General features: G+C 39.1%; 21 protein-coding genes. 6 read left to right on the forward strand and 15 right to left on the reverse strand.

The window, feature by feature from the left end:
* Positions 1-126: 126 nt before the first annotated feature.
* Together M2419_RS04745 and M2419_RS04750 are read right to left on the reverse strand one after the other, a co-directional pair.
* Positions 127-696 (reverse strand): Crp/Fnr family transcriptional regulator, encoded by a 570-nt coding sequence (locus M2419_RS04745; RefSeq protein WP_259254374.1) that lies wholly within the window; start codon positions 694-696, stop codon positions 127-129.
* Positions 696-1721, reverse strand: coding sequence for an aldehyde reductase (locus tag M2419_RS04750; protein WP_259254375.1), 1026 nt, complete (start codon positions 1719-1721; stop codon positions 696-698). Before M2419_RS04750 ends, M2419_RS04745 begins: the two co-directional genes overlap by 1 nt.
* Positions 1722-1863: 142 nt before the next feature.
* Between M2419_RS04750 and M2419_RS04755 the strand changes: the two genes are divergently transcribed.
* The 3 genes from M2419_RS04755 (at position 1864) to M2419_RS04765 (ending at position 5544) form a co-directional block, all read left to right on the forward strand.
* Positions 1864-2238, forward strand: coding sequence for a hypothetical protein (locus tag M2419_RS04755; protein ID WP_182330976.1), 375 nt, complete (start codon positions 1864-1866; stop codon positions 2236-2238).
* Positions 2239-2311: 73 nt separating this feature from the next.
* Positions 2312-4453: a TonB-dependent siderophore receptor gene (locus M2419_RS04760; RefSeq protein ID WP_259254376.1), complete on the forward strand. Its 2142-nt coding sequence runs from the start codon at positions 2312-2314 to the stop codon at positions 4451-4453.
* 2 nt (positions 4454-4455) lie between these two features.
* Positions 4456-5544 (forward strand): PepSY domain-containing protein, encoded by a 1089-nt coding sequence (locus M2419_RS04765; protein ID WP_259254377.1) that lies wholly within the window; start codon positions 4456-4458, stop codon positions 5542-5544.
* Between the two features lie 283 nt (positions 5545-5827).
* Here the strand turns inward: M2419_RS04765 and M2419_RS04770 are convergent, their stop codons facing one another.
* From M2419_RS04770 to M2419_RS04795, 6 genes are all read right to left on the reverse strand, one after another.
* Entirely contained in the window at positions 5828-6139 is a 312-nt protein-coding gene (locus M2419_RS04770; protein WP_159728153.1) for a hypothetical protein, read from the reverse strand.
* Between the two features lie 188 nt (positions 6140-6327).
* Positions 6328-7440 (reverse strand): glycoside hydrolase 100 family protein, encoded by a 1113-nt coding sequence (locus tag M2419_RS04775; RefSeq protein ID WP_259254381.1) that lies wholly within the window; start codon positions 7438-7440, stop codon positions 6328-6330.
* 11 nt (positions 7441-7451) lie between these two features.
* The gene (locus tag M2419_RS04780) at positions 7452-8594 is read right to left on the reverse strand and encodes a glycosyltransferase family 4 protein (RefSeq protein ID WP_075993716.1); all 1143 of its coding nucleotides are present in this window, start codon (positions 8592-8594) and stop codon (positions 7452-7454) included.
* Positions 8591-9265 carry a PIG-L deacetylase family protein gene (locus M2419_RS04785; protein WP_159728157.1) on the reverse strand — a complete coding sequence of 225 codons (675 nt, stop codon included), beginning with the start codon at positions 9263-9265 and terminating at the stop codon, positions 8591-8593. The genes M2419_RS04780 and M2419_RS04785 overlap by 4 nt, the downstream gene beginning before the upstream one ends.
* A 704-nt stretch (positions 9266-9969) precedes the next feature.
* Positions 9970-10341 (reverse strand): response regulator, encoded by a 372-nt coding sequence (locus M2419_RS04790; RefSeq protein ID WP_075993718.1) that lies wholly within the window; start codon positions 10339-10341, stop codon positions 9970-9972.
* A 111-nt stretch (positions 10342-10452) separates the two neighbouring features.
* Positions 10453-11037, reverse strand: coding sequence for a ferritin-like domain-containing protein (locus M2419_RS04795; protein ID WP_259254382.1), 585 nt, complete (start codon positions 11035-11037; stop codon positions 10453-10455).
* Between the two features lie 378 nt (positions 11038-11415).
* On the opposite strand from M2419_RS04795, the gene M2419_RS04800 reads away from it, so the two are divergent.
* Positions 11416-12591 carry a GAF domain-containing sensor histidine kinase gene (locus tag M2419_RS04800; protein ID WP_159728161.1) on the forward strand — a complete coding sequence of 392 codons (1176 nt, stop codon included), beginning with the start codon at positions 11416-11418 and terminating at the stop codon, positions 12589-12591.
* Between the two features lie 197 nt (positions 12592-12788).
* Here the strand turns inward: M2419_RS04800 and M2419_RS04805 are convergent, their stop codons facing one another.
* From M2419_RS04805 to M2419_RS04815, 3 genes are all read right to left on the reverse strand, one after another.
* Entirely contained in the window at positions 12789-12911 is a 123-nt protein-coding gene (locus M2419_RS04805; protein WP_257787001.1) for a hypothetical protein, read from the reverse strand.
* A 281-nt stretch (positions 12912-13192) separates the two neighbouring features.
* The gene (locus tag M2419_RS04810; RefSeq protein ID WP_182983749.1) at positions 13193-15415 is read right to left on the reverse strand and encodes a glycosyltransferase; all 2223 of its coding nucleotides are present in this window, start codon (positions 15413-15415) and stop codon (positions 13193-13195) included.
* A gap of 307 nt (positions 15416-15722) precedes the next feature.
* Complete coding sequence (locus M2419_RS04815) at positions 15723-16031, reverse strand: hypothetical protein (RefSeq protein ID WP_153846432.1); 309 nt, start codon at positions 16029-16031, stop codon at positions 15723-15725.
* Between the two features lie 118 nt (positions 16032-16149).
* On the opposite strand from M2419_RS04815, the gene M2419_RS04820 reads away from it, so the two are divergent.
* On the forward strand, positions 16150-16746 hold the full coding sequence (locus M2419_RS04820) for a hypothetical protein (protein WP_259254385.1): 597 nt from the start codon (positions 16150-16152) through the stop codon (positions 16744-16746).
* Between the two features lies 1 nt (position 16747).
* Here M2419_RS04820 and M2419_RS04825 read toward each other — a convergent pair whose 3' ends face one another.
* The 3 genes from M2419_RS04825 to M2419_RS04835 form a co-directional block, all read right to left on the reverse strand.
* On the reverse strand, positions 16748-17779 hold the full coding sequence (locus tag M2419_RS04825) for a hypothetical protein (RefSeq protein ID WP_259254386.1): 1032 nt from the start codon (positions 17777-17779) through the stop codon (positions 16748-16750).
* Between the two features lie 226 nt (positions 17780-18005).
* Complete coding sequence (locus M2419_RS04830) at positions 18006-18611, reverse strand: N-acetyltransferase (protein WP_182330968.1); 606 nt, start codon at positions 18609-18611, stop codon at positions 18006-18008.
* A gap of 90 nt (positions 18612-18701) precedes the next feature.
* A complete protein-coding gene (locus M2419_RS04835) occupies positions 18702-19268 on the reverse strand; it encodes a Crp/Fnr family transcriptional regulator (protein WP_182330967.1) in 567 nt (188 codons plus the stop codon).
* A gap of 478 nt (positions 19269-19746) precedes the next feature.
* Between M2419_RS04835 and M2419_RS04840 the strand changes: the two genes are divergently transcribed.
* On the forward strand, positions 19747-20154 hold the full coding sequence (locus M2419_RS04840) for a DUF5367 domain-containing protein (protein ID WP_182330966.1): 408 nt from the start codon (positions 19747-19749) through the stop codon (positions 20152-20154).
* Positions 20155-20299: 145 nt separating this feature from the next.
* Here the strand turns inward: M2419_RS04840 and M2419_RS04845 are convergent, their stop codons facing one another.
* Positions 20300-21193, reverse strand: coding sequence for an AraC family transcriptional regulator (locus M2419_RS04845; RefSeq protein ID WP_182330965.1), 894 nt, complete (start codon positions 21191-21193; stop codon positions 20300-20302).
* Between the last annotated feature and the right edge of the window lie 2 nt (positions 21194-21195).

Genomic DNA, 21195 nt, shown 5'->3' on the forward strand with positions numbered 1-21195 from the left:
TTAAGCCTGCCGTCACAGCCGCCAACACACATTCCATCAGAAATTACTAAACAACAATCCAATTTCGTTTATGCGAGTGAAGCCGATCTGATGAATGTCGCACTATTTGAAATGATTTAATCGCATTTAAGCAAGCTCTTTCCTTATTCTGCTCAAAGACTGCGGAGTTATTTTTAGATAAGAGGCGATATACTGCTGTGGAACCTGTTGAACAATCTCAGGGTAACGTCTCAATAATTCCAGGTATTTGGTTTTCGCATCACCATAGTTCAGAAAATCATTATCTTTTATTTTTTGCAACAGCGAAGCCTCACTAAGGGTTTTAAAATATACGTATAGATTTGGAATAGTCTGAAAATAACGTTCAAAAACTGAAAAAGCTATCGTATATATTTTACTGGCAATAACTGCCTGAATAGCCTCGTTTGCCGGCTGCTTAGTGTAGTAACTTTCAAGATTTGCAAAAAATTGCCGCTCTTTGATAAAATGCTTTGTGACATCATTGCCTGATGCGTCTACACCCAGCAAACGTAATACACCGCTTTCAACAAAGAGAATCTCAGAGGCTACTTCATGGAGCTCCTCGATATAGCTGCCTGCTTTTACCTGACGTAATTTAAAACTTGCGCCAAGCAGATCAATGTCACTTGCCGCAAGTATTCCTCCAAAAGCAAGTGCAGCCTTGAGTTTTTCCATTATTTTACGATTTGTAGTTCCAAAAGACTTTTAGCGCAAGCAATTATAGCTTCCGTAACAGGAATGGGCTGCCATCCCAGTTCTTTCTGCGCTTTACTGAGGTCTGTTTTCCTCCTGACCATCTCCAATAAAACGGGTTTGAGCTCTGGGCGAAACTGCGCCAGCATTCTTGTTATAAAGTTAGGAAATTCCGTTGTAGGAATTTTCCGCTCCGGAAAATTTTCCTTGAGGATAAGCGCCACTGACTTAAGGGTAGAATAGCCTGCTGCAGCGATATACCTATTGCCCGCTGCTTTTGGACTTTCCATCGCCAAAATAAGTAAATCAGCTACAGAACGAACATCGACAAGATCAAAACCGATCTTGGGTAAAGCAGGATAACTACAGTTCATCAAAGCGACAACGATCTCTGCAGAAGTACCATAATCCTTTTCGATCACCGGCCCCAAAATAGCCCCGGGACATACTGTAACCAATTGGAGCGGACCAGCTTCTTGTCCAATAAAATCCCAGGCTACTTTTTCGGCGATGGTTTTACTTTTATAGTAAGGCGTCAGATCGCCCTTACCGCTTATATCTGTCCAATCGTTTTCAGTAAAAATTTTGTTTGGATCTTTCTCTTGCTGCCCATAGGCTACAGCAGCTAATGAAGAGGTCATCACGACTCGCTTAACGTTGTTCTCCACGGCGGCTCTCAAAATATTTAGGACACCGTTTTTTGCCGGTATTATTAATTCATCCTCATTCTTGGGTAGTGTTGCCGGGAAAGGTGATGCAACATGTTGGATAAAGTCTACTCCCTTTGCAAGATCGTTCCAGACATGGGGATCGCTTAAATCTGCAACTGCAAAGTGCAGCTTATCCAAATGATCGGTATGCTGCCCAATTATCCCTTTTATCGACGAGATGCGATCTTTGGTAAGTAGTGTACCTATCACCTCATAACCCTTATCGAGCAATTGAATAGCCGTATGTGAACCTAAAAAACCGGTAACTCCGGTCAGTAATACTTGTTTGCTTTTCATATCCTTTTATTTATAAAGTTCGGATGATCTGAACAAGCTACAATTACCATTTGTTAAGAAATACGAACTGTCCGGTAAAGCAATAATTGACTTCCAAAAAATTAAATTGTATTTCAGAAACAATTTATCTAAGTTTGGCCAAATGAAAAAAGTGCTCCTATACTTCTTGACAATTTCCTTGCTCGTCCAAGCTAGCTGGGGCTATGTTGTCATAGGTGCATTTTATGTAAACAAAGATTACATTGCGAAGTATCTTTGTGAAAACCGCGATAAACCACAATTGCACTGTAATGGAAATTGTGTGTTAATGAAAAAAATCAGGAAGGCACAGGAGAAAGAAAAGCAGAATCCAACAGCGAAGCTTAAGGCTGAAGTGTATGATTTCATTAATTCGTATGCACTATTTTCCTTCATTCCAGCTTCCGTTGAAATAAAATCGATTCCACTGGGACCGGTTTTTACAAAATATCACAGTATAGACTCAAATCGTTTATTTCGCCCCCCTATTGCTGCCTAGTTACTTTCCCTACAATGGCACTATCGGCCATTGAATTATTCTTAGAAAAAATCATCAAAGGCAACATAAATTCATGAAATACTCATTTTCCGTATTGCTTGCATTGTCAGGCAGTATAGTATATGCACAACATTCTTTACCAGATTCATCATCTAGGCTACGCGACAGCATCAGGCTTGACGAAGCTCTTGTCACTTCCAAATATTACAGAAAATACAAATTGGATGCTGCATCCAACACTTTAAAGCTACAGGTTCCCCTACTCCAACTTCCACAAAATATTCAGGAAATAGACCATAGTATCATTACCGACCAGCAGGCAATTAATATCAACGAAGCCATTAGCAGGAATGTCAGTGGTGTCATGCGCAACAATACCGCCGATTTTTATGGTCCCTTTCTATTTATGCGCGGGGCTGGGATCAATACCTTACGCAATGGTGTTGACATGTCCATGATCTATTACGGGCCTATGCCGGAAGACGCCAATATGATCGATCGATTGGAATTTATCAAGGGTCCCTCGGGCTTTATGAATGCAATCGGTGATCCCGCCGGATCTTTTAACCTCGTCACCAAGAAACCAACAGGTATCACATCCAACCAAGTTTTCTTTCAGACAGGAAGCTGGGATCTCTACCGTCTTGGCACTGATCTGGACGGCAGTTTCGATAAGGATAATAAGTGGCGCTATAGATTAAATGCAGTAGGACAAAAATCGCGTTCATTTCAACGCTTTGCATTTAATGACAAGGTCGTGGTCAATCCGAGCCTGACATACAGTATAGACTCCACATCGTCCCTAACGGCGGAATATAGTTTTCAAAAACAATCCTTTCTCCAATATCTACTCACGGTATTCTCTCCCTATGGATTCGCATCCCTCCCACGTGATTTCAGTATTGCTGACCCACAGAAGGATCCTGTACAGGCAGTGGAACACAGCGCATTTTTAACGTATACAAAAAAACTAAGCAGAAACTGGAACCTGACAGCGAAAACTGCTTACGCCAATAACCACATGGATGGCAACTATTTTTTTGTATCTGCCTATGATAAAAACCGACCGTCCGAAATCAAAAGACGTGTTACTTATGAAAGATTTGCGACCGATGTTGCTTCCATTCAGGTCTATGTGAACGGTCTATTCAAAACAGGTGAGCTCGATCATCACATTTTGGCCAGCTTGGACGGAAATCGAAAGTCGTTACTCGGCTATTCAGGATATAATGACAAAAGTGCCAACCAAACGCTATATCCGCTAGATGTTAATAACCCCGTGTATGGTACACCATTCGATGACAACAAAAAGTCAGGTTCACTCGAAAGCATTGCGACAAACAAACAGCAGATAAAATATTTGGCTTTTTACCTACAGGATGAGCTTAGTTTCTTACAGGACCGGCTACATTTAACCTTGGCGGCACGTCTAACACAATCGACAAGCCATATTGATATCCCTGCAGAATCCAGTGTTTCGGATCTCGTCCTTACACCTCGTCTCGGTGTAAATTATGCACTTAGCACAAACGCCTCATTTTATGCATTATATGACCATACTTTTACGCCACAGAGTGGCTTGAGTGCTGATGGGAGAACATTCGATCCACTACGGGGGAAAAATTATGAAATTGGTTTAAAAAAAGACTGGTGGGATGGCAAATGGAACAGTACTCTATCCCTTTACCATATTACCCGCGACAATATCTTGGTGACAGACCCTTCGACAAACCTGCAATCACAAATTGGGCAGACCAAGTCAAAAGGAATTGAGTTTGACCTCAAAGGTGAAATTGTCAAGGGTTTGAATGCTGTCATTAATTATGCGTATACTGATAGTTATATTTCCGCCGATGCCAATCCAGCACTGATAGGTAAGGCTACCCCCTATCGCGTACGGCATATACAAAACACGTGGCTAAATTATCGGCTTCCTTTTGAGAAACTGGCTGGACTGAGTGTTTCGACAGGCTACCAATATCAAGCTGGTAGAGCTGGCCGATATCCGCAGGATGAAATTCCATCCATTGCAGCGCTCTTTCGCCTGGATGCCGGTCTAGGTTGGACAAACGGCAAAATAGCAATCAATGGTCTTATCAATAACCTGACCAACCGATTCAATTATGGGAGTGCCTGGACAAGGCCAATAGGTCTCTACGCCTATGTGCCCTATGCCCCGCGCGAGTTCCGGTTGACTGTATCTTATACTTTCTAGCCATGAAGACGATAACCAAGTGGGCATTCCGCTGGCATGGATGGCTGGGACTAAGTTCGGGGCTATTCTTTCTAATCTTGGGGATTACAGGGTCATTGCTGCTATTCCGGCACGATCTTGACAGAGCACTCAATCCAGACATCTATCATAGGCCCGACAGCGGGCTTATGATCTCTGCAGACAGCGCCTATAGAATCGTCGCAGACGCTTTTCCGGGTTTGGAAAAAATTGTCTTGCACGACTTTCCGCTATCATCGGAAGAACCCTATGAATTTATGCTTTATCGAAAGACCAAAAGTCCTTACAATAATCATTTGAGTTTTGCTTTTGTAGACTCACATCAGGGCATAATCCTGCGCCAAGGCAACTACGAGGAGCTTGGCGGTTCATTTTTTAGATGGATATATGCCATGCATTACAGCTTTTTACTCGGTCGCATCGGACAGGCTATCTGCGCCATTGTCGGCATACTCCTCTTATTGACGATAGTTTCGGGCCTGGTTGTCTATCGGAAATATATAAGGAAAGTTATTTTATTTCAGGTACCGCTGTACAAGCAGGGACGACGATTATACTCCTCCTTGCATCGGATAGTGGGGGTTTGGTCGGCCTTGTTCAATATAGTTTTGCTGGTAACAGGTGTATGGATGAATATCCCCGTTTTTCAGCCCCTTCTTTGTGACCACCAAACCATGGTGCAGCAACAGGGTTCGTTCAAGGCAAAACCAAATTTAGATAAACTGCTAAACTACTGCAAAGTAGCTGCTCCGGGATTTGACCCCATTGCGATAAATATTCCAAAGGATAACAAATCCCCTATTTTGGTCCGTGGCCACCTGCCAAGTACCACATTCTTTTTGTTCAGTGGAAAGGCGAGCAATTTTGCTTTCGATCCTGTTCATGCAAACTTTATAGGGCAACTGGATATTGAAAAAGCAGATTTTTCGAAAAAAATTTCCTGGGCAATTTATCAATTGCATATTGGCGGATTTGGTGGTTACCTCGTAAAGTTTATCTATGCTTTAATCGGGTTGACACCAGCATTACTTACTATGACAGGCACCTATCTATGGTATAAACGAAATTGGTAAATTACGCTTTATTAATAATAATCAATCAATTCATCATTTTTTGAAAAACGAGTTTTTTTCCTCGCGGCCAACTATAGCGACCATCATTAAACCATTTTTTATATTCGATAAAAACTAGCCTGACTTTTTCGGGCCAGTTACGGATCTCAATTTTTGCTTCCTTATCATACAACGCGGGAGCGGGAGAATAATAATGTATAAAACTTAGATTTAGAAGAAAACCTGATAGCGTAAAAGGTGCTATTGAGCTCCTAGGTAATTGGGTGAATAGATATCTCTTGTGCTAATCATCCACTTGCTTTTCCCCGATCACAACATCGCCACGAATAGATCTTAAATAACCTTCAAAGGCGATATTCAATCCTTCAATAATCAGCTTATCATGTGCACCGACATCGCCAATTAACTTTTTGTCATCATAAGCATCACCAACAATTGCCAAAACGCAGCTCGTGCTTTGTTGTGGAAAAAGGCCAACACCTATTATTTCCTCACCAAATTTTACAAACCATGTTTCTTCATTATGGTCGTCGGTAGTATTGGGTATATGTATCGCCTGCTGCAGGTCTTCACACTTAATGAGATCAAAATTCATTTGCTTTGTTTATGTTATATATAAGACAGCGTTGAACAGAATATTGTTTTTTAGGAACCGATGACTTCCAAAAATGGGAAATAAAAATGTTACAATCTCGATATTAAGTTTAACAGTCAAAATGGAAATTTGCGCTGTAAAATTTAAACGTGCATCTACTTTATTTGGAGTAACGGTGAATAGAACATTTACAAAAAAGGCACCGTCCGACTTTCAACGCATTTGGCAGCATATAGATATAAAGCTGCACTCCAGGTCTGCCAATCCTGTCCACTAGGTATTGCATCTTGACTTTTGATCCATTCGTTGAAACCGTATTCTAATCTAAAATCTACAGCCTTCTTAACAAGCACTGTGAGTGAGAGTAATTTTACCTCTGCTAGATCAAATCGCTGTGCTTTCACTAAGGCGGCAATATAGAAACCACAGACAAAAGGCCATATTCCACCATTGTGATAATCGCCAGGTTGATTGTACTGGTTATATCGTTCATGCCATTCGCGATCTCCCGGATAAATAAATGGAAAAAAATTAGGGGGCAGATCTATAGCTAACTGTCCTTCTTTCTGCATAGACTTGCAGGAGGATTCCACCCAATCTATGATGGCGTCTGCCTTTTGGGAAGATGCTATCCCGCTAAGTATGGCAAGGCTATTGCCCAGCAGATCAAACTTTCCGCTATGGTATAATTTATATGTCCATAGGGCATAATACTGATCTTCATTAGCAAATAGAATATTCACTCCATTTGCGAGCCTATCAGCACGCTCCTGATAACCTAATAATTGAAGAGCATTGTGATATATGGCATTAACATACAACCCATACCCCAATACCCACTGTTCGTCCCGCCAGTCGCTGGTGGGTTGCTGGGCAACAACCCCGTCATCCGTAGGACTCTGGTACGTCATCCAACGTAGCGACTTGTTAACGGCACGCCCTAGAAAATTTGTATTTCCTGTCATTTTGCGGTATATTCCTACAGCCATGAGAAACAACGGTGTTGTATCACTTGCCCCCAAATTGTTAGGATCATAGACAATGGATGGTATATGGCCATGTACTGTCTGGGTGATTGCTAAAACTTTCAAAACACTCTTTATACTATCATAAAGCTGCATATTATGAGTACTAGCAATGCCAAGGATTGAAAATAAAAGATCCCGGGTATAGGGTTCCGGATACCCCCAGCCCGCCGTGCGCGGAAGGTGATGGAATGGCCCACTACTATTATTTAACAATACTCCTTCAGCAGCTAGCTTTGCAGCATTGATCTCCTCAAATTGTTTTTCGGTAAGCATTGCTCCTCTAATTAGTTGATCTTGAAATATTTTTCCATGATTTTAACAAATCGCTTGGCTACTACCCTGTAGTCGAATCGTTCTTCAACTCTTTTTCGCCCAGCTGCTCCCATTGTAGTACGAAGGGACGCATCTCGCATCAATCTAGACAAACAATCTGCAATATCATTAACGTCCGCCCTGTAATCTACGGTACGAGGTATATCAAAATGGATAATATGATTGTCCTCATAACCGGATTCAGTACCTAGTATAACGTTGTCGACGACAATTTCTTTGGCTACCCCTGCTAAAAGAGCCGTTTCTCCATGAACGAGTGTATCAAGCATGCCCATCGCACGGATACCAACAACAGGTTTACCACATGCCCCTGCCTCAACCTGGGGCATACCAAAGCCCTCCAATCTGGAAGGAGCTGCGTAGATATCGCAAGCACCGATTAGATAGGGCATAAAATCGCGCGAAACGGTATTTGTTGCATATATTACTTTTTTACTAATCCCTAATCGTTCGGCGAGGTCGTGATCAGATTGATTTTGAAAAGAGGTGCGCGGCTGTGGCCATACTTTACAAACATATTTCCATGGAAGCACATCCCTGTCGATTAAGGCAAGTGCCTCCATAACTTCATTTGCGCCTTTAGAAGCTGCATCTCCACCAATAGTTAGAATCATAATCTCGTCTGGCGACACGCCAAGCTGTTTTCGTACCGCAACGATTTTGGGATCGTAATACGCATGTGGGACAAAAGAATCCGTAGGACAACCTACAGGAAGCACCTCTATCTTATCTCCTGAAATGCCGTCCCTAACATACATTTGTTTAACCCAATTAGAAGTAACCAAAATAAGTGGTAATTCGTTAAGTATTTCATTATAATTCGCAATATATCCATCGGCTACAAGCCATGGTACAGCTATTCTTCCAAAAAGTTGCGGATGCACGACGATCGACGGAACATGCCCCCAATATCCAATACCAACGACAACATCTGGCTTGAACCAATCATAATACCATTCTTTCTCCTGACAAGATTGCCAATGCGCCGCATGAACATCAACACCTATTGCCTGCAATCCCTTATAAAGTAGATCGCCCTGTGTGGACAAGCCCCCCGGAGATGGTGGGTAATCGTATAATAATAAGACTCTCATACCAATACTCCTCCTTTAGACAACCAAACCATAGCCTTTCCGGTATCTGTAAATGACCAAAACGCTTCTGTACTCGGGGTTGTAATCACCTCCCAGCCCTCCTTTGGATAACCGTATATTCTATTCATAATATCATACTTGGTATCATAAATTGCAAGATTGAGCTGATTTTTTATCGGAGCCATTTTATGTGGTCGCGGATAAAACTGACGATTGCCATCGTGATAGGCAAATGTCCAAAGTTCCTTGCTTTTTATCTTTCTGTTTTTCCAGAGCTTTATAACGGCTTCGCTAACTTCAACATGTCGTCTGTGATAAGTATACTCGCCTGAAGGATTATGTGTGATCACGAGGTCATAAACAATAGGTGGCAACAGTGCGAGAATAGTCTGTTGAAGTTCGGATTCGTGCAACGGCACCTGTCGGACCCCATCATCAAGACATCCCATTGCACCATTTGCTCGTAGCACTCTAAGTGCAGCATCGAATTTTAAAGCACGGTCGGGATCATCCCCCCGACATACACTTATTACATACACCTGCCAATCAAAATGTTCGAGAATTGTACCGCCTGCCCAAAGTGTCTCATCGTCGGGATGCGCAACGATTACAGCTATTCTTTTTTTTGCCGAGGCTGTATCGGCAACAATGGATGGAGTAACATTTTTCATCTCTTTTATCCTTTAATTTTCTTAGGCTGATGTATCAGCTAGAATCTAGCATATTGTCATCGGATGAACCTTCCTCCACTATCACACTATAATCCGTATATATTTCTGCTAATTTGTATCCCATATCAGCTATCGTTCTTTAGTTACTATTTTTTCTTCAACTCTCTTAAAAGATGTGCTAAATAATCTGTTTGTACTTTTTGAATCTTCAGTAGTTTTTTGCTTTGCTAAATGAGTAGGTGGTCCATCTATTCACTCAGGAACTTGATCTTCAATTGTATACCTGTCTCCATCAGCTTAAAATTTACTAAATAATAGTATTATCGATTCATAATAAAGTTCTGATTTATACCCCACTACACGTTATACATTTAGACAAATTTGTTATATAATTGGTAGATTTTCCGATATAATACTAAAGTTCTTCGAGATTTTTTCACTTTCTTAATAGGAGTTTTTCCCCTAATTCAATGGATTTATAAAGTATTCCCAATTTGTCTAGTTCAGACTTTACCATCATTTTGCAACGACGGCTTACCATATTTTGAATGATTATTTTCCTGTCTGCATATCCATTGGGATTAAAGTCATCATATGTTAAACGAAGCTTGCTTATAATTTGTCTTTAAATAATTGTTTGCTACTCATTTGATTTACGATGCAAGGATCACGGAATTTTAAACGGTTTGAGACCAAATACGATATTAAGATTCACTTTCATAAACAAATCTCCGTATATAGTTTTCCAAGTCGATAAGATCAAAAGGTTTAGCTAAAAATCCATCGGCTCCACATTCCACTGAAATACTCCGTCCATCGATATGACCTGAAATCATAATTACGGGCAGCTTATCATGTTTAGATGAACTCCTGAGGTCTCGCAGTACTTGGTCTCCGTTACGTGCAGACATATGAATATCCAAAAAAAGAATATCAGCATCTATACTGTCCAACACGTCTATCAGAACTAAGCTATTCGCTACCGTTATAACTATCGTATCTTGATCCTCCAATACTATAGAAAATGCATTCAGTATTTCTATATCATCATCACACACCACAATTTTCTTCTTCATCTTGAGTTTTTTAAATTCTATTGATCAGAGATACATTTTTCAGAGATCATCATTTATAAAAAATGGATCTTACAGACGTAAGATCCATCCATTTTTTTTGTTTAGTAACTCTTATTTAGCTTTTGTATTGAGGTTGGTATCCGCCAAGGCAGTTAAATCAGAATCACATTTTTTTTCTTCTGAAAGAGTCTCACGCAAAAGCTGAATGGCCTCATTGTACTTCAAGACTTTAGCAAATGCCGCGAGCGTACCATATGTGGCAATTTCGTAATGCTCAATCTTTTGGGCAGCAGCGATAATACCTGCATCTCTAACGGTTCCTTCTTCGGTTTCCTCGATAATATGTTCACCTTCTTCGATCAACCCTGCCATTGCAGCACATCGCTCTGCTTTAGGCTTCAGCTCCAGAATATCGAAGCACTGTTCCAAGCGTTTCACATGATCTTCGGTTTCCAAAAGGTGTTTGGAAATCGCTTTTTTTAATTTCTCAGCGGTAGCGTTTTTTTCCATTTTGGGCAATGCTTTTATCAAAGCTTTTTCCGCCAAATAAATATCTTTAAGCCCGTCTTCAAATAGCTCGGCCAAATCTTTTGCAGCATCGGATCCTGAACGCTTTTTCGTGTGGTCTGTGGATTGTTTCGTCATCGTTCCATTTCCAGAATTTTCACTTGCGTTACTTTTAGTTGTTGTTTCCATTTTTTAAAGTTTATTGCCCTAGAGCTTTTAAATTAGAACATCCATCGAACAGTATTAGTTCTATTAGCAGAGCTATCACCTGCATTTCACGTGTATATTCCAACGAAGACGTATAAAAACATCTTTTTGTATTGAAAATCAAGGTCTTTTTAACCGGAATAATAAGTATCTCCAATTGGGATCCACCCCTCTCTGATACAATTAGATTCTAAAAAACGATTAAATTTTGCTTATATTTAGACATAAGGTCCGCTAACATAAGATTCGAACAGAAAATCAAACATCTTATTCTCCAATTTGTAATTATATAGTCATTCCTTACAAAGTGATATATTTTAGTCGTTGATATTGACTTCGATTTCACCAACAGTAACAGATATGAAAGAAAATAATGATACCATCTCCCATTTGCTCATGCGGATCGAAGATATTCCTGCAGTAAAGAATATATTGAACACCATATGTCTATATACAGGAATGGATCTAGGGCTGGTGACCTCTCACAATGGCCATCAATGGATAGCCTGTGCTGTACGGGATTCGCTCGGAGTCGGAGTAACAGCGGGGCAGCAGCTCGAATTACATTATACCTTAGGAGATGAGGCACATGATAAACATGCTCCTATCATTATCCCCGATATCGACTACTGTGAAAATGAAGATTGGAAAAGAAAATTGCATGCAAAAGGTTTTAAAAGTTATATTGCATTCCCGATCGTTGACAATGATGGATTGTTCTTTGGAACCCTCTGCACGATAGATTATAAAGCCGTATCAATTGATAGAGAACGGATAGCACCACTATTTGAACTTCTAGCTGAACTGATCAGTTTTCATTTGGGTTCGATCGCCAAAATAAAAAATACCCAAGCCCTGTTAGGTGAAGAATTACAATACTCTGAACGCAGGGATACGCTATTATCCGTGTTGGGGCATGACCTAAAAAATCCATTGAGTGCTGTCATTACCTTATCGCAATATCTCGCCGACAAACTCGAGAATGCAAAACATAAACAAACGGCCAAGCTTATTTATGATTCGTCCTATAGAATGAAAGGTCTAATAGATAACATGCTTGATTTTGCCCGGAGTAAGCTCGGCACGGGAATACATCTGAACAAAAATCTGGTCGAATTAGATAAAGTGATCCTTCAGGCCCTTCGTGAGATCCAAACAAGTGCACCCCACAGAAAAGTACAGACAAATCTCGGAGCAAAACATCCAGTAACATGTGATCATGAGCGTATGGCACAGGTGTTTTCAAATCTCATAGGAAATTCATTCCGACATGGTTTGGCAGAAAATACAATCGTTATAAAGTCCTCTATTGAAAGTGACAGATTTATCTTCCAGATAGAAAATGATGGCCATCAGATAGCGGCGCCTATATTCAATAACCTATTTAAGCCCTTTGTTGGAAGAAAAAACCAGAAAGAAGGTGGACTGGGATTGGGCCTTTATATTTCCAAACAGATAATCACGGCTCACAGCGGTGATATCCATGTCAAATGCTTTGATGAAAAGGTGGTTTTTACCCTTTGGATACCAATATGATAGATGCTTTGATCATATTTTTATGGGATTTATGCTCGACAATTAAGCATCATAAAGATATAATATGCGATACTCAAATTCAGTTTTGTTAAAGAAAAAAGCGAGCAAAAGCCTGGTCTAATAATCCAGCCTTTGTACCCGCTCCAAATTAATCTACCTTTGTGCAAGAGCAAACAATAAGCTATCTTTTCAATTGCCTATTTCTTTTTTTTACGGAAAACATTCTCCGTTAAGTCTTTCGAAACAGAATCTTTTTCTTTTTGATAAGAAGATTGCGTTTTCTCTTTTGTGCTTTTTTCCTTTTTAATGTCTTTACTCATGATGTATGGATTTTATAGTGCGTGTTATCCTTTTCCCTTTTCAATGTTTATACTTGATCGGGAGGAATAAAAGTAAACTAAAACGTGTTCTCTCTTTGAGGTACACTAGCAGCTAGTTGTTGAACTAAAAATTTCCGGAAAATATATTGTGGAGAATTTAAAGATAAAACAAGTGTATTTATCATATTGGACCTACGAAATGGGGTTATATGAAATAGTAGATCATAGTATTAAATATACAAATAATAATTGACAATGAAGCAACTACTGTTCAAAAGAAACTAACTCATAGGTTCGTGCGTATGATCCTCCATTTTAAGTCTTGCCATTAGATAGCTTATGGTGGATTCTGCGCCTTGATTGATATTGATAGCATGCTCTTCAAGTCCATCAAAACAGCCTCCGGTAACAGGATTATAAACAATCTGTCTAATATGATTCCGTCCCAAAAACCAGTCGAATACTATTCGGATGGTCTTCTTATATTGCTCATCTTTTGTAAACTTATAGAATCTATCTAGTGCAATAATGGTATAAGCAACATCAATGGGCTGCTCTCCGCCCCTGGGATCAGTTCTCAGCTGGCCACGATGTGCCCAGCCTTTGTTGGAAATCACATGAATCTCTTCGTCGACAATAATCCTGCTCAATAAGAAATCAAAGGATTGATAGGCGATATCTCTATATCTGTTGTCCCTAGTTGTCTCATAGGCGATCAACATGGCTTCTGGAATAACACTATTGCCATAAGTCATATAAGATTCATACCATTGCCAATCTGAAGAGCTCTCATGTTCAAACATAGCTGCTAGACGATCTGCCAGGACTTCTATGATAGCCTTATAATTTTTGCCCTTCATAAAACTTAGGCCCTTAATGGTAAAGGCCATCGATCTTGTCGAATAGTAAACTAATGCATGCTTGGATGCCCGCTCCAAAAGCTCTATTGCAAGTTTTACTATCCTTTCAGGCAAAAGATTAGCCATGCCCACCACTTCACCCAAAGCCCAGACAGCTCGGCCGTTGGCATCTTCAAGATTCTCCTGTTTATTTTGTATTGTAAAATTGCCGCTCCTGTCTACATAATTCAGAAATGTACCATCTTCTTGCATACAATAACCTATAAAATCCAGGTATTTCTGGATCAGAGCAATGGTTTCATATGATTCATATATTTTATAGTGATGTAACATCGCTATAAGTGCTCTTGCATTGTCATCCAACGCATAACCGCTTGCAAGGTCGGGCGTAGAGATATCCGCAAATTGAACAAATCCACGTTCTTCAGACATCCGAAAAATATGATCCAGGTTGACGGGGGGAACTGAGTATATCATTTCCCTCTTTTTATCTATAAGTAACTCAAAAAGATAAACATGAGCTATAGCAACGTTCTGCCAGGAGGTTTTAACCATCTTTTGAAGATTCACACGATGAATCTTGCCTAATTTAAGTTCATCATCTAAAATTTGATTGACCGCAGCCGCAAGCTGCTCAGAAGCTTCAAAATCAATTATGGTCCCCATATCTTCCTTTAAAACCTCTTTTACGTGAGGGATTGGCGTCGACACAATGGGACAGCCAGAGCTCAGCGCATAAGAAAATGTTCCACTAACCGCCTGTAAAGGGTCTTTTGACGTAAAAAGATACACATCCGTGATCGACAGATAGGACAATAAATTTTCTGTTGAGAGAAATTCATTAACAAAACGGACATGATCTGAAATGTTATATCGGTCTATTATTGTCTCAAGTTTGTTTCTATACGTCTCTCCTTCATATCGTAAAAGATTGGGGTGTGTCATCCCCAAAATAAGGAACATTACATTTGGATTTTGTTCGATAATAGCGGGTAGCGCATAAAGTGTAGTCTCTATACTCTTACTGGGTCCAAGTAAACCAAATGTACTGAGGATTTTCTTGTCCACGAGACTGTATCGCTCAAGAATGGCGTGTTTATCCGTCGCTGGAGCTAAATGCGTGCCATGCGCTATTACGGTTATTTTACCGGTAGGAATTTTGTAAGTACTCGTAAGGATATCGGCGGATCCCTGTGTCATCACGATGATTTGCGAACAATTATAAGCAATGGCATATACATGTTCGAGCAGCATGCGGTCTGGTGCTGGCAACACCGTATGGAAAGTCACGACAATAGCAAGCTGTGCTGAATTAAGATCCTTGAGAAAAGTTATGAACTCAGTTTCTTGACCAACGAAAAGGCCAAACTCATGTTCGATACAGATCAATTTAATATCCTGATCAAACAAAATGTTTTCAAGAATGGTGTCGAAAGAGAGCGGGTTTGTTATATCTAGTTTCCCTAGTGGACCATCTTCTTGAGACGTATTGTCATCTACTATCGGTATAGGAATTAGTCGATAAGACTCTTCAAATTTACTCGCGATAGCCTTCATTAGATCTGTTGTGTAAGTTGCAATACCGCAGGCGCGTGGAGGATAAGTGGATAGGAACGCTATTCCTCTTTTTGTTGCTGAAATCATTGTTGGATTTTTAAGTGAAGTCCTTGCATACGATCTTCTTGTATCTTTGACAAGGTGCTGCACGTAGGGAGGTTTATAAATATACAAAAATAAATTGAAAGAAAATTTTTATTATGAGGGTAACAAGAGTAATATATATCCGATAATTTAACGCTGCCAAAATTTAACAAGCAGGAAACAGTCTGCTGGAGCTGTTCGCCTAACTATTTTTTTAATAAATCGGCAGTCCTTACGATCTATGATAAGTTGATTATAACATCCAACAATGAAGACATCTTATTTACAGGTTATTGAACTTCGAAGTCTATCATTCACCTGATGCTTTTAAGGCTTTTATCTTTTCTACCAGCAACTTTAGTACTGGTTTCCTCGCGATTAAATTAAAACTCCAAATATCATCCGTGATGAAAACGTAATGTCCCTCAAAACTGTAGATATAATCGCCCCCTTCCAGTCCAATTAACCAGGCTTCTTTCTTAAGGTCAGGGTAAGTTCTCAAAACCTTCCAGCAATATTCTTTAATTTCCGCCTCGTCCTGAAAATCATCGAGCAAGCGTAAAATACTGCGCTTTTCGCTCAGCCCATATAGGGATAACATTTCATCGATCTCATTCATAAAAGTATGTAATCCAAAAGCAATTTACATGCAATTTGCTAATTACCAATAAAATATCCATATATTTATTATAAAAGGTTATGGTTTTTTATTAGAAATTCACCTTACTCAACTTACGATGAAGAGCTATCAATTTCGTTTTAATAACCGCAGCAAAACCTCAGCCATGCTTGTTTGGTTTTTTACGGTTTTATTGGCTATTACACTGACAACCACCCTTTTTCTTGTACGCCCTGCACATGATCTCTCGAGCTGGCTGTTACTGATATTATTTCCGGTCCTCCTAATAGCTATTTATAAGCTATTTAAAACGGCCTCCGAACGACAATCGACAGAAATAGTAACGCTGAATAAGGCCGGATTTACCAGTGCCTGTTTTGGTTCGGTTTTATTTTCCAACATAAGTGCAATCAACATTCCTGCCCGTGAAATATCATTGTTGGGAGGGGAAAACTATGATTACTACAAAAAAAAAGACGTAGATACCCCTAACATCGTGATTTCGATTACGACCGACAGGGGCGATATATTTTGTTGGAGCTTAAATGAGTGGGGTGGCTTTTATAACTCAAAAGAGGACTTTTCTATTTGTTTTGACTTTCTAACTGCCTTAACCGATCAACTGGTTCAATGTTGTCAATCAGATGAGTCGCCTAAAAGTTATTTAAAAATTCTCGATGAAAATGGAATATGGAAAAGAAGCAATGGTTATTGAGTTAGTAAAAACTATAAATTGCCTTTAGAATGCGATCTTCAAAATAATGAGCCTTAGCAGCATCCGACTTTCGCTGTATGGAAACCAAAAAGCCTTTTTCATCATAACTCATTCCCAGTTCACTTACTTTTCGTCCGTTCCAACTATCTTCCATTAGTTTCAGGTTTCGGTTTTGGTCGTAGACATACTTTTCGGTTTTGGGATCAAGGGAAGAAGGTGCATCAGTGAGCTCTACCAAAAGTCCGTCTTTGAATTGATACAATTCAGATGGTGTTTTCTCGACAGCACAGCCATTATGTAGAAACAACACTACGGGATGCCCTTTCAAATAGTAATACGTCTTTTTTTGATAACACGTATCTGAACCGCCGCTATTTTTACTAAAATTGAAATATTCGGTACGTTCTTCTGCCTCGAATTCGTTTTCGGTATAGTAACGATATTGCATGGAAGAAAAATCATTATTCGCTGTCATTTTCTTCCAAAGGCTTTCGTCAGGTAAGGCGCCTTCTAAAATCATGTTGTCCGCTCCAGGAAATTGCTCTCCCTGCCAATCATTGTTTTGTGGCCTATTTGGCATCTGAGCATTCAATGTGAAGTTTCGGATGATATCAATTTTATTATTCTTATTGTATTGGAAGCAACTGACTTTCACAATCCCATTGGAATAATCTATCCTTGCTTTTTTATCGATGAGTCCGTTTAAATTATAAAAATATCTGGTATAAAAAGCGGTATCAGGTTTTTCGTTATTATATCGTATACTCGTCATACTTACCACCATGCCGTCGGTGTTAAAATTGTAAATATATTTTATCCCAATCTTCTCTTCGCTCTGAAGCAGCATACGCTTTACCTTATTGCTTTTCATAAAAGCAGGATTGAATGAAAAAACAGTTTTTGTAAAATAATCATCGTCCTCCAAGGGGGTGACGTTATAGAATGGGAGCACCTGAGCCTTTCCTACAGTCACGATACCAATAAATAACATGAGGGTTAAGAAGTAGCAAAGGTTATGTTTCGTGTATATCATACTTTTAATGAAAGAAGAATTTTGGTTCCAGTGGACTGTTGAAATCGAATAGTTAAGTCCAATTTTCCTTACTTAAGAACTCGATGCTGATATTTAAATGTACTTAAAAACTCTTTGCTCTTTAAAAAAAGTTCTAAAAATAAGCTATAAAAACCTCTTTAAATTCGAAAATTCAAGTTATCAAGGTAGAGTCCTCATTTAATGTAACAACATATATATTGTTACATTAGAAGGTCTTGGCCTTCTTTGAAGTTAAACAACGCTTTACCATAAACGTAATTTTAATTTCAGATAAATCGACTTCATCAATGATTTCAAAACCTCTTTTTTTATAGATGTTTACATTCAAAGGATTTGCAGTTTCGAGATAAACATCTCTTCCTGAATTTTCGGCATCTGCTAAAACTGGATCCAATAAGGCTTTAGCCAAACCCTTCCCCTGCTCCGATGGCATTACACCAATACATGCCAAGTATAAATATGGATTTTGATTAGAGATATGAGCATCCTTTAGCTTTAAAAGCTTAAGTGATCGCCAAACTGTTGGAAGTCCCATATTAAATAAGAATTTTAAATTTCTGAAAATTACTGCTAACGATAACCGCTCTTTCTTTTCAGATTGCCAAAGTGCTGCAGCATCTCCAGTCGGCCCGATAAATACCTCACCTTTAGCCAATGTCTCTTCAACTAGATAATCAGCCAAAAAATAAATCTTTTTTTCAAAGTTTTTCTGACCGATCATCCACCTAAAACAAGGATCGTTTACAAATGAACTACAAATAATATCTACCAAACGGTTAGAATCTTTTTTATCGGCTTTCTTATTTTTCATAATTACAAAAAACAGAAATTAAAGTCCCAATAAACATGACAATTGTCAATAAAATTGGAAGACAAAAAATAGAATTAAACCGCTAATATTTTAAATCTTACTGCGAATCCGGCTTAATGTTTCGACCTTCACTCCAATATAGGATGCAATATAACGGGTACTCACTGTAGCGATCAATTGTGGGTAATGGTCCATCAAAAATTGATACCGCTCTAGGGCAGTTGTATGCTGGATAAATCTCAGACGTTCGTCTAAAAGAAGAGCATAAGCAATAATCAGCTGCCTCTCCAACTCCAATAGAAGATTATTTTCTTTTTTTAACTTATCAAAATCAGAAACAGAAATACGATAAACCTTTACTGGGCCAAGTGCTTTGATATAATCGGTACTTGCTACCTTGAATACGGCTGTTCTAAAGTCTGCAACGATATCCCCAGGGAAAGTGAAACTCGTAACAACCTCTTCACCATCCCTTATATAATAGTTCACTAAAATCCCCGATTCCACCACATAATAATACAGGTTTCGTTGTCCAGGGGAAAGCAGCAGTGAGTTCTTGGGGAATTCGACCAATTCAACAAAATCAGCCATCTGATCGTCAATAGCGGCCTTTAGATCTTTCAATACGGAGGTTGCGAAATTTTTGTAGAGCATCATCTAAAATTATGAAATAAACTAACACCATAACTCAACCTTCTCCATCTTCGATTTTCTCCTTAGAGCAATCCAAATTCTGGAAGAGGAGAAAAGTTTAAAAGTCAAAAGACATTAAAAGGCAATTAAGTTCTCTTTCATAGATCTAATTTACTTAATAAATCTATAAAATGGCGAAGAAGAATAAATGGCCCCTTCATCGCAGTAATCCTGTACTTTAATTTGTATATTGGGCCTTGAGAAAAATCTCAAAAAATGGACAATACCTATTCGTAACTTGGGCATTATCCACCATAATGTTATTGATCTAGCTTCAATTTTTATAATCTGCCATATATGTGAGATGAAAGTCGTCCAATTCAGCTAAATGATAGTGTGTAGGTCTACTAATAGTTCTCGATGAGTATGAACGTATGTAAGTGAGTTTAGATGGCGGGGATTACTGAATATTACTTTTTTCCAATACTACTTTTATTCAAAAATGAAAAAAACGTTTATTTTACCTGTTCTTGCTATCGGATTTTTAATTTGGTTTTTGGCAACGTTAGCTTTTCGGTTTGCGGGACAATTCTTTTTTATTACCGATTCACCAGTCGTACTTACTAGTTTATATGCAGCAGTAATCCCTATATTGATTTTGATTACAGTCTTAACTTTTAAAAAATTTAGACTTTCAGGTTTTGAAAATATAGTCGCTGGCGTGCTATTGGTATTGCCAGGAATGATTCTCGATACATTCGCTATTCAATTTTTTGAACAGATCTTTCCCAATATGCCGTCAAGCCGAGCTGCAACATTTGGTTCTTGGCTCATGTGGGCTTATAGCGTTGTATTATTTACGTCAGTCGTTACGGGGCTGCGACAAAACAGGATGCTTGGCGGGGACTGAAGAACGGACCTGCGCTATGGTAATAAATACCGTTTAGCGCCCTCTCTTCAGCATGCCTATTTCAATATGTTTTATAGTTATATCGTGTTCCCAACAGCGTACACTGCCAAAGGTTAATAGAATATTACCTGAGCTTATTGATTTTTTAAATAAGCCCCATCTCTATAATCGCATCCAATTCATCACATCCCATGACCAATAGATAACGCAAACTATTAGGAACATAACCAAAGAATTTTTTGAACGCTGCAGTAAAATGGCTTGCGTGCTTATAACCAAGTTTATTTCCAATAACGCTGATCGTTAATCTGTGATCTTTTAATAGATGTTGTGCTCGCTGCATTTTACACTTCAACACAAAATTGAATATCGTTATTCCATAATAGCTTTTAAAGTGCTGTTTAAGATATTGAACATTGGTCCCAACTTCTTTTGCAAGTTTATGTATGGTATAGGTCTCATGAAGGTTTGTTTCGATAAGCAATTTCACCTGGCTAATTTTCTCAATATCTGATTCGCGTAGTTCCAGTTTATTGGATGGAATACCGGGCTGCACAGCATCCATTAGGGTTGAGAGAATAAACAGTGATTTGGACTTATAAAATGCAGGTAATAACAAACTGCTTCCATTCATTCGTATTAGATCCTTAGCTTTTACATACGTTATAAGCGACGTCTCCTCTGAAATTTTCTCCGCATTTAGTATTGCATCATTTATCGCAGCTATATGCTGCTCGGAAATATCCATTTGCTTAAGATAAGAGTCTCGATATAGCAGTATGAGACAGCGCGAATTTCTATGTTTGGATGTGATGCTGACTGTATTCGCATGCAATCGCAGCAACATACTACTGCCCTCTTTCAAAACAATTCTCTTCGGCCCAGTTGACAAGCTGCAGCCCTCTTCAATAGCTATAATAACAAGATAGCTCTTATCTTCCGGGACAAAGTTATGGTCTGTGTACGGATAGACCATCCTTACTTTATAATCCGGATGATCGTATTTAAATGCTTTTTTTTCTGCTTGAAGTAACTCCATCG

It is taken from the genome of Sphingobacterium sp. BIGb0116, from assembly GCF_024808035.1.
GTDB classification, from domain to species: Bacteria; Bacteroidota; Bacteroidia; order Sphingobacteriales; family Sphingobacteriaceae; genus Sphingobacterium; species Sphingobacterium paramultivorum.

Excerpts from the sequence above, each read along its gene's own strand:
- M2419_RS04800 (WP_159728161.1), top strand. The coding sequence starts at position 11,416 with ATGAAAGAAAATAATGATACCATCTCCCATTTGCTCATGCGGATCGAA.
- M2419_RS04805 (WP_257787001.1), bottom strand. The coding sequence starts at position 12,911 with ATGAGTAAAGACATTAAAAAGGAAAAAAGCACAAAAGAGAAAACGCAA.
- M2419_RS04760 (WP_259254376.1), top strand. The coding sequence starts at position 2,312 with ATGAAATACTCATTTTCCGTATTGCTTGCATTGTCAGGCAGTATAGTA.
- M2419_RS04755 (WP_182330976.1), top strand. The coding sequence starts at position 1,864 with ATGAAAAAAGTGCTCCTATACTTCTTGACAATTTCCTTGCTCGTCCAA.
- M2419_RS04840 (WP_182330966.1), top strand. The coding sequence starts at position 19,747 with ATGAAAAAAACGTTTATTTTACCTGTTCTTGCTATCGGATTTTTAATT.
- M2419_RS04810 (WP_182983749.1), bottom strand. The coding sequence starts at position 15,415 with ATGATTTCAGCAACAAAAAGAGGAATAGCGTTCCTATCCACTTATCCT.
- M2419_RS04750 (WP_259254375.1), bottom strand. The coding sequence starts at position 1,721 with ATGAAAAGCAAACAAGTATTACTGACCGGAGTTACCGGTTTTTTAGGT.
- M2419_RS04770 (WP_159728153.1), bottom strand. The coding sequence starts at position 6,139 with ATGAATTTTGATCTCATTAAGTGTGAAGACCTGCAGCAGGCGATACAT.
- M2419_RS04745 (WP_259254374.1), bottom strand. The coding sequence starts at position 696 with ATGGAAAAACTCAAGGCTGCACTTGCTTTTGGAGGAATACTTGCGGCA.
- M2419_RS04820 (WP_259254385.1), top strand. The coding sequence starts at position 16,150 with ATGAAGAGCTATCAATTTCGTTTTAATAACCGCAGCAAAACCTCAGCC.
- M2419_RS04765 (WP_259254377.1), top strand. The coding sequence starts at position 4,456 with ATGAAGACGATAACCAAGTGGGCATTCCGCTGGCATGGATGGCTGGGA.
- M2419_RS04790 (WP_075993718.1), bottom strand. The coding sequence starts at position 10,341 with ATGAAGAAGAAAATTGTGGTGTGTGATGATGATATAGAAATACTGAAT.
- M2419_RS04815 (WP_153846432.1), bottom strand. The coding sequence starts at position 16,031 with ATGAATGAGATCGATGAAATGTTATCCCTATATGGGCTGAGCGAAAAG.
- M2419_RS04825 (WP_259254386.1), bottom strand. The coding sequence starts at position 17,779 with ATGATATACACGAAACATAACCTTTGCTACTTCTTAACCCTCATGTTA.
- M2419_RS04845 (WP_182330965.1), bottom strand. The coding sequence starts at position 21,193 with ATGGAGTTACTTCAAGCAGAAAAAAAAGCATTTAAATACGATCATCCG.
- M2419_RS04785 (WP_159728157.1), bottom strand. The coding sequence starts at position 9,265 with ATGAAAAATGTTACTCCATCCATTGTTGCCGATACAGCCTCGGCAAAA.
- M2419_RS04830 (WP_182330968.1), bottom strand. The coding sequence starts at position 18,611 with ATGAAAAATAAGAAAGCCGATAAAAAAGATTCTAACCGTTTGGTAGAT.
- M2419_RS04795 (WP_259254382.1), bottom strand. The coding sequence starts at position 11,037 with ATGGAAACAACAACTAAAAGTAACGCAAGTGAAAATTCTGGAAATGGA.
- M2419_RS04780 (WP_075993716.1), bottom strand. The coding sequence starts at position 8,594 with ATGAGAGTCTTATTATTATACGATTACCCACCATCTCCGGGGGGCTTG.
- M2419_RS04775 (WP_259254381.1), bottom strand. The coding sequence starts at position 7,440 with ATGCTTACCGAAAAACAATTTGAGGAGATCAATGCTGCAAAGCTAGCT.
- M2419_RS04835 (WP_182330967.1), bottom strand. The coding sequence starts at position 19,268 with ATGATGCTCTACAAAAATTTCGCAACCTCCGTATTGAAAGATCTAAAG.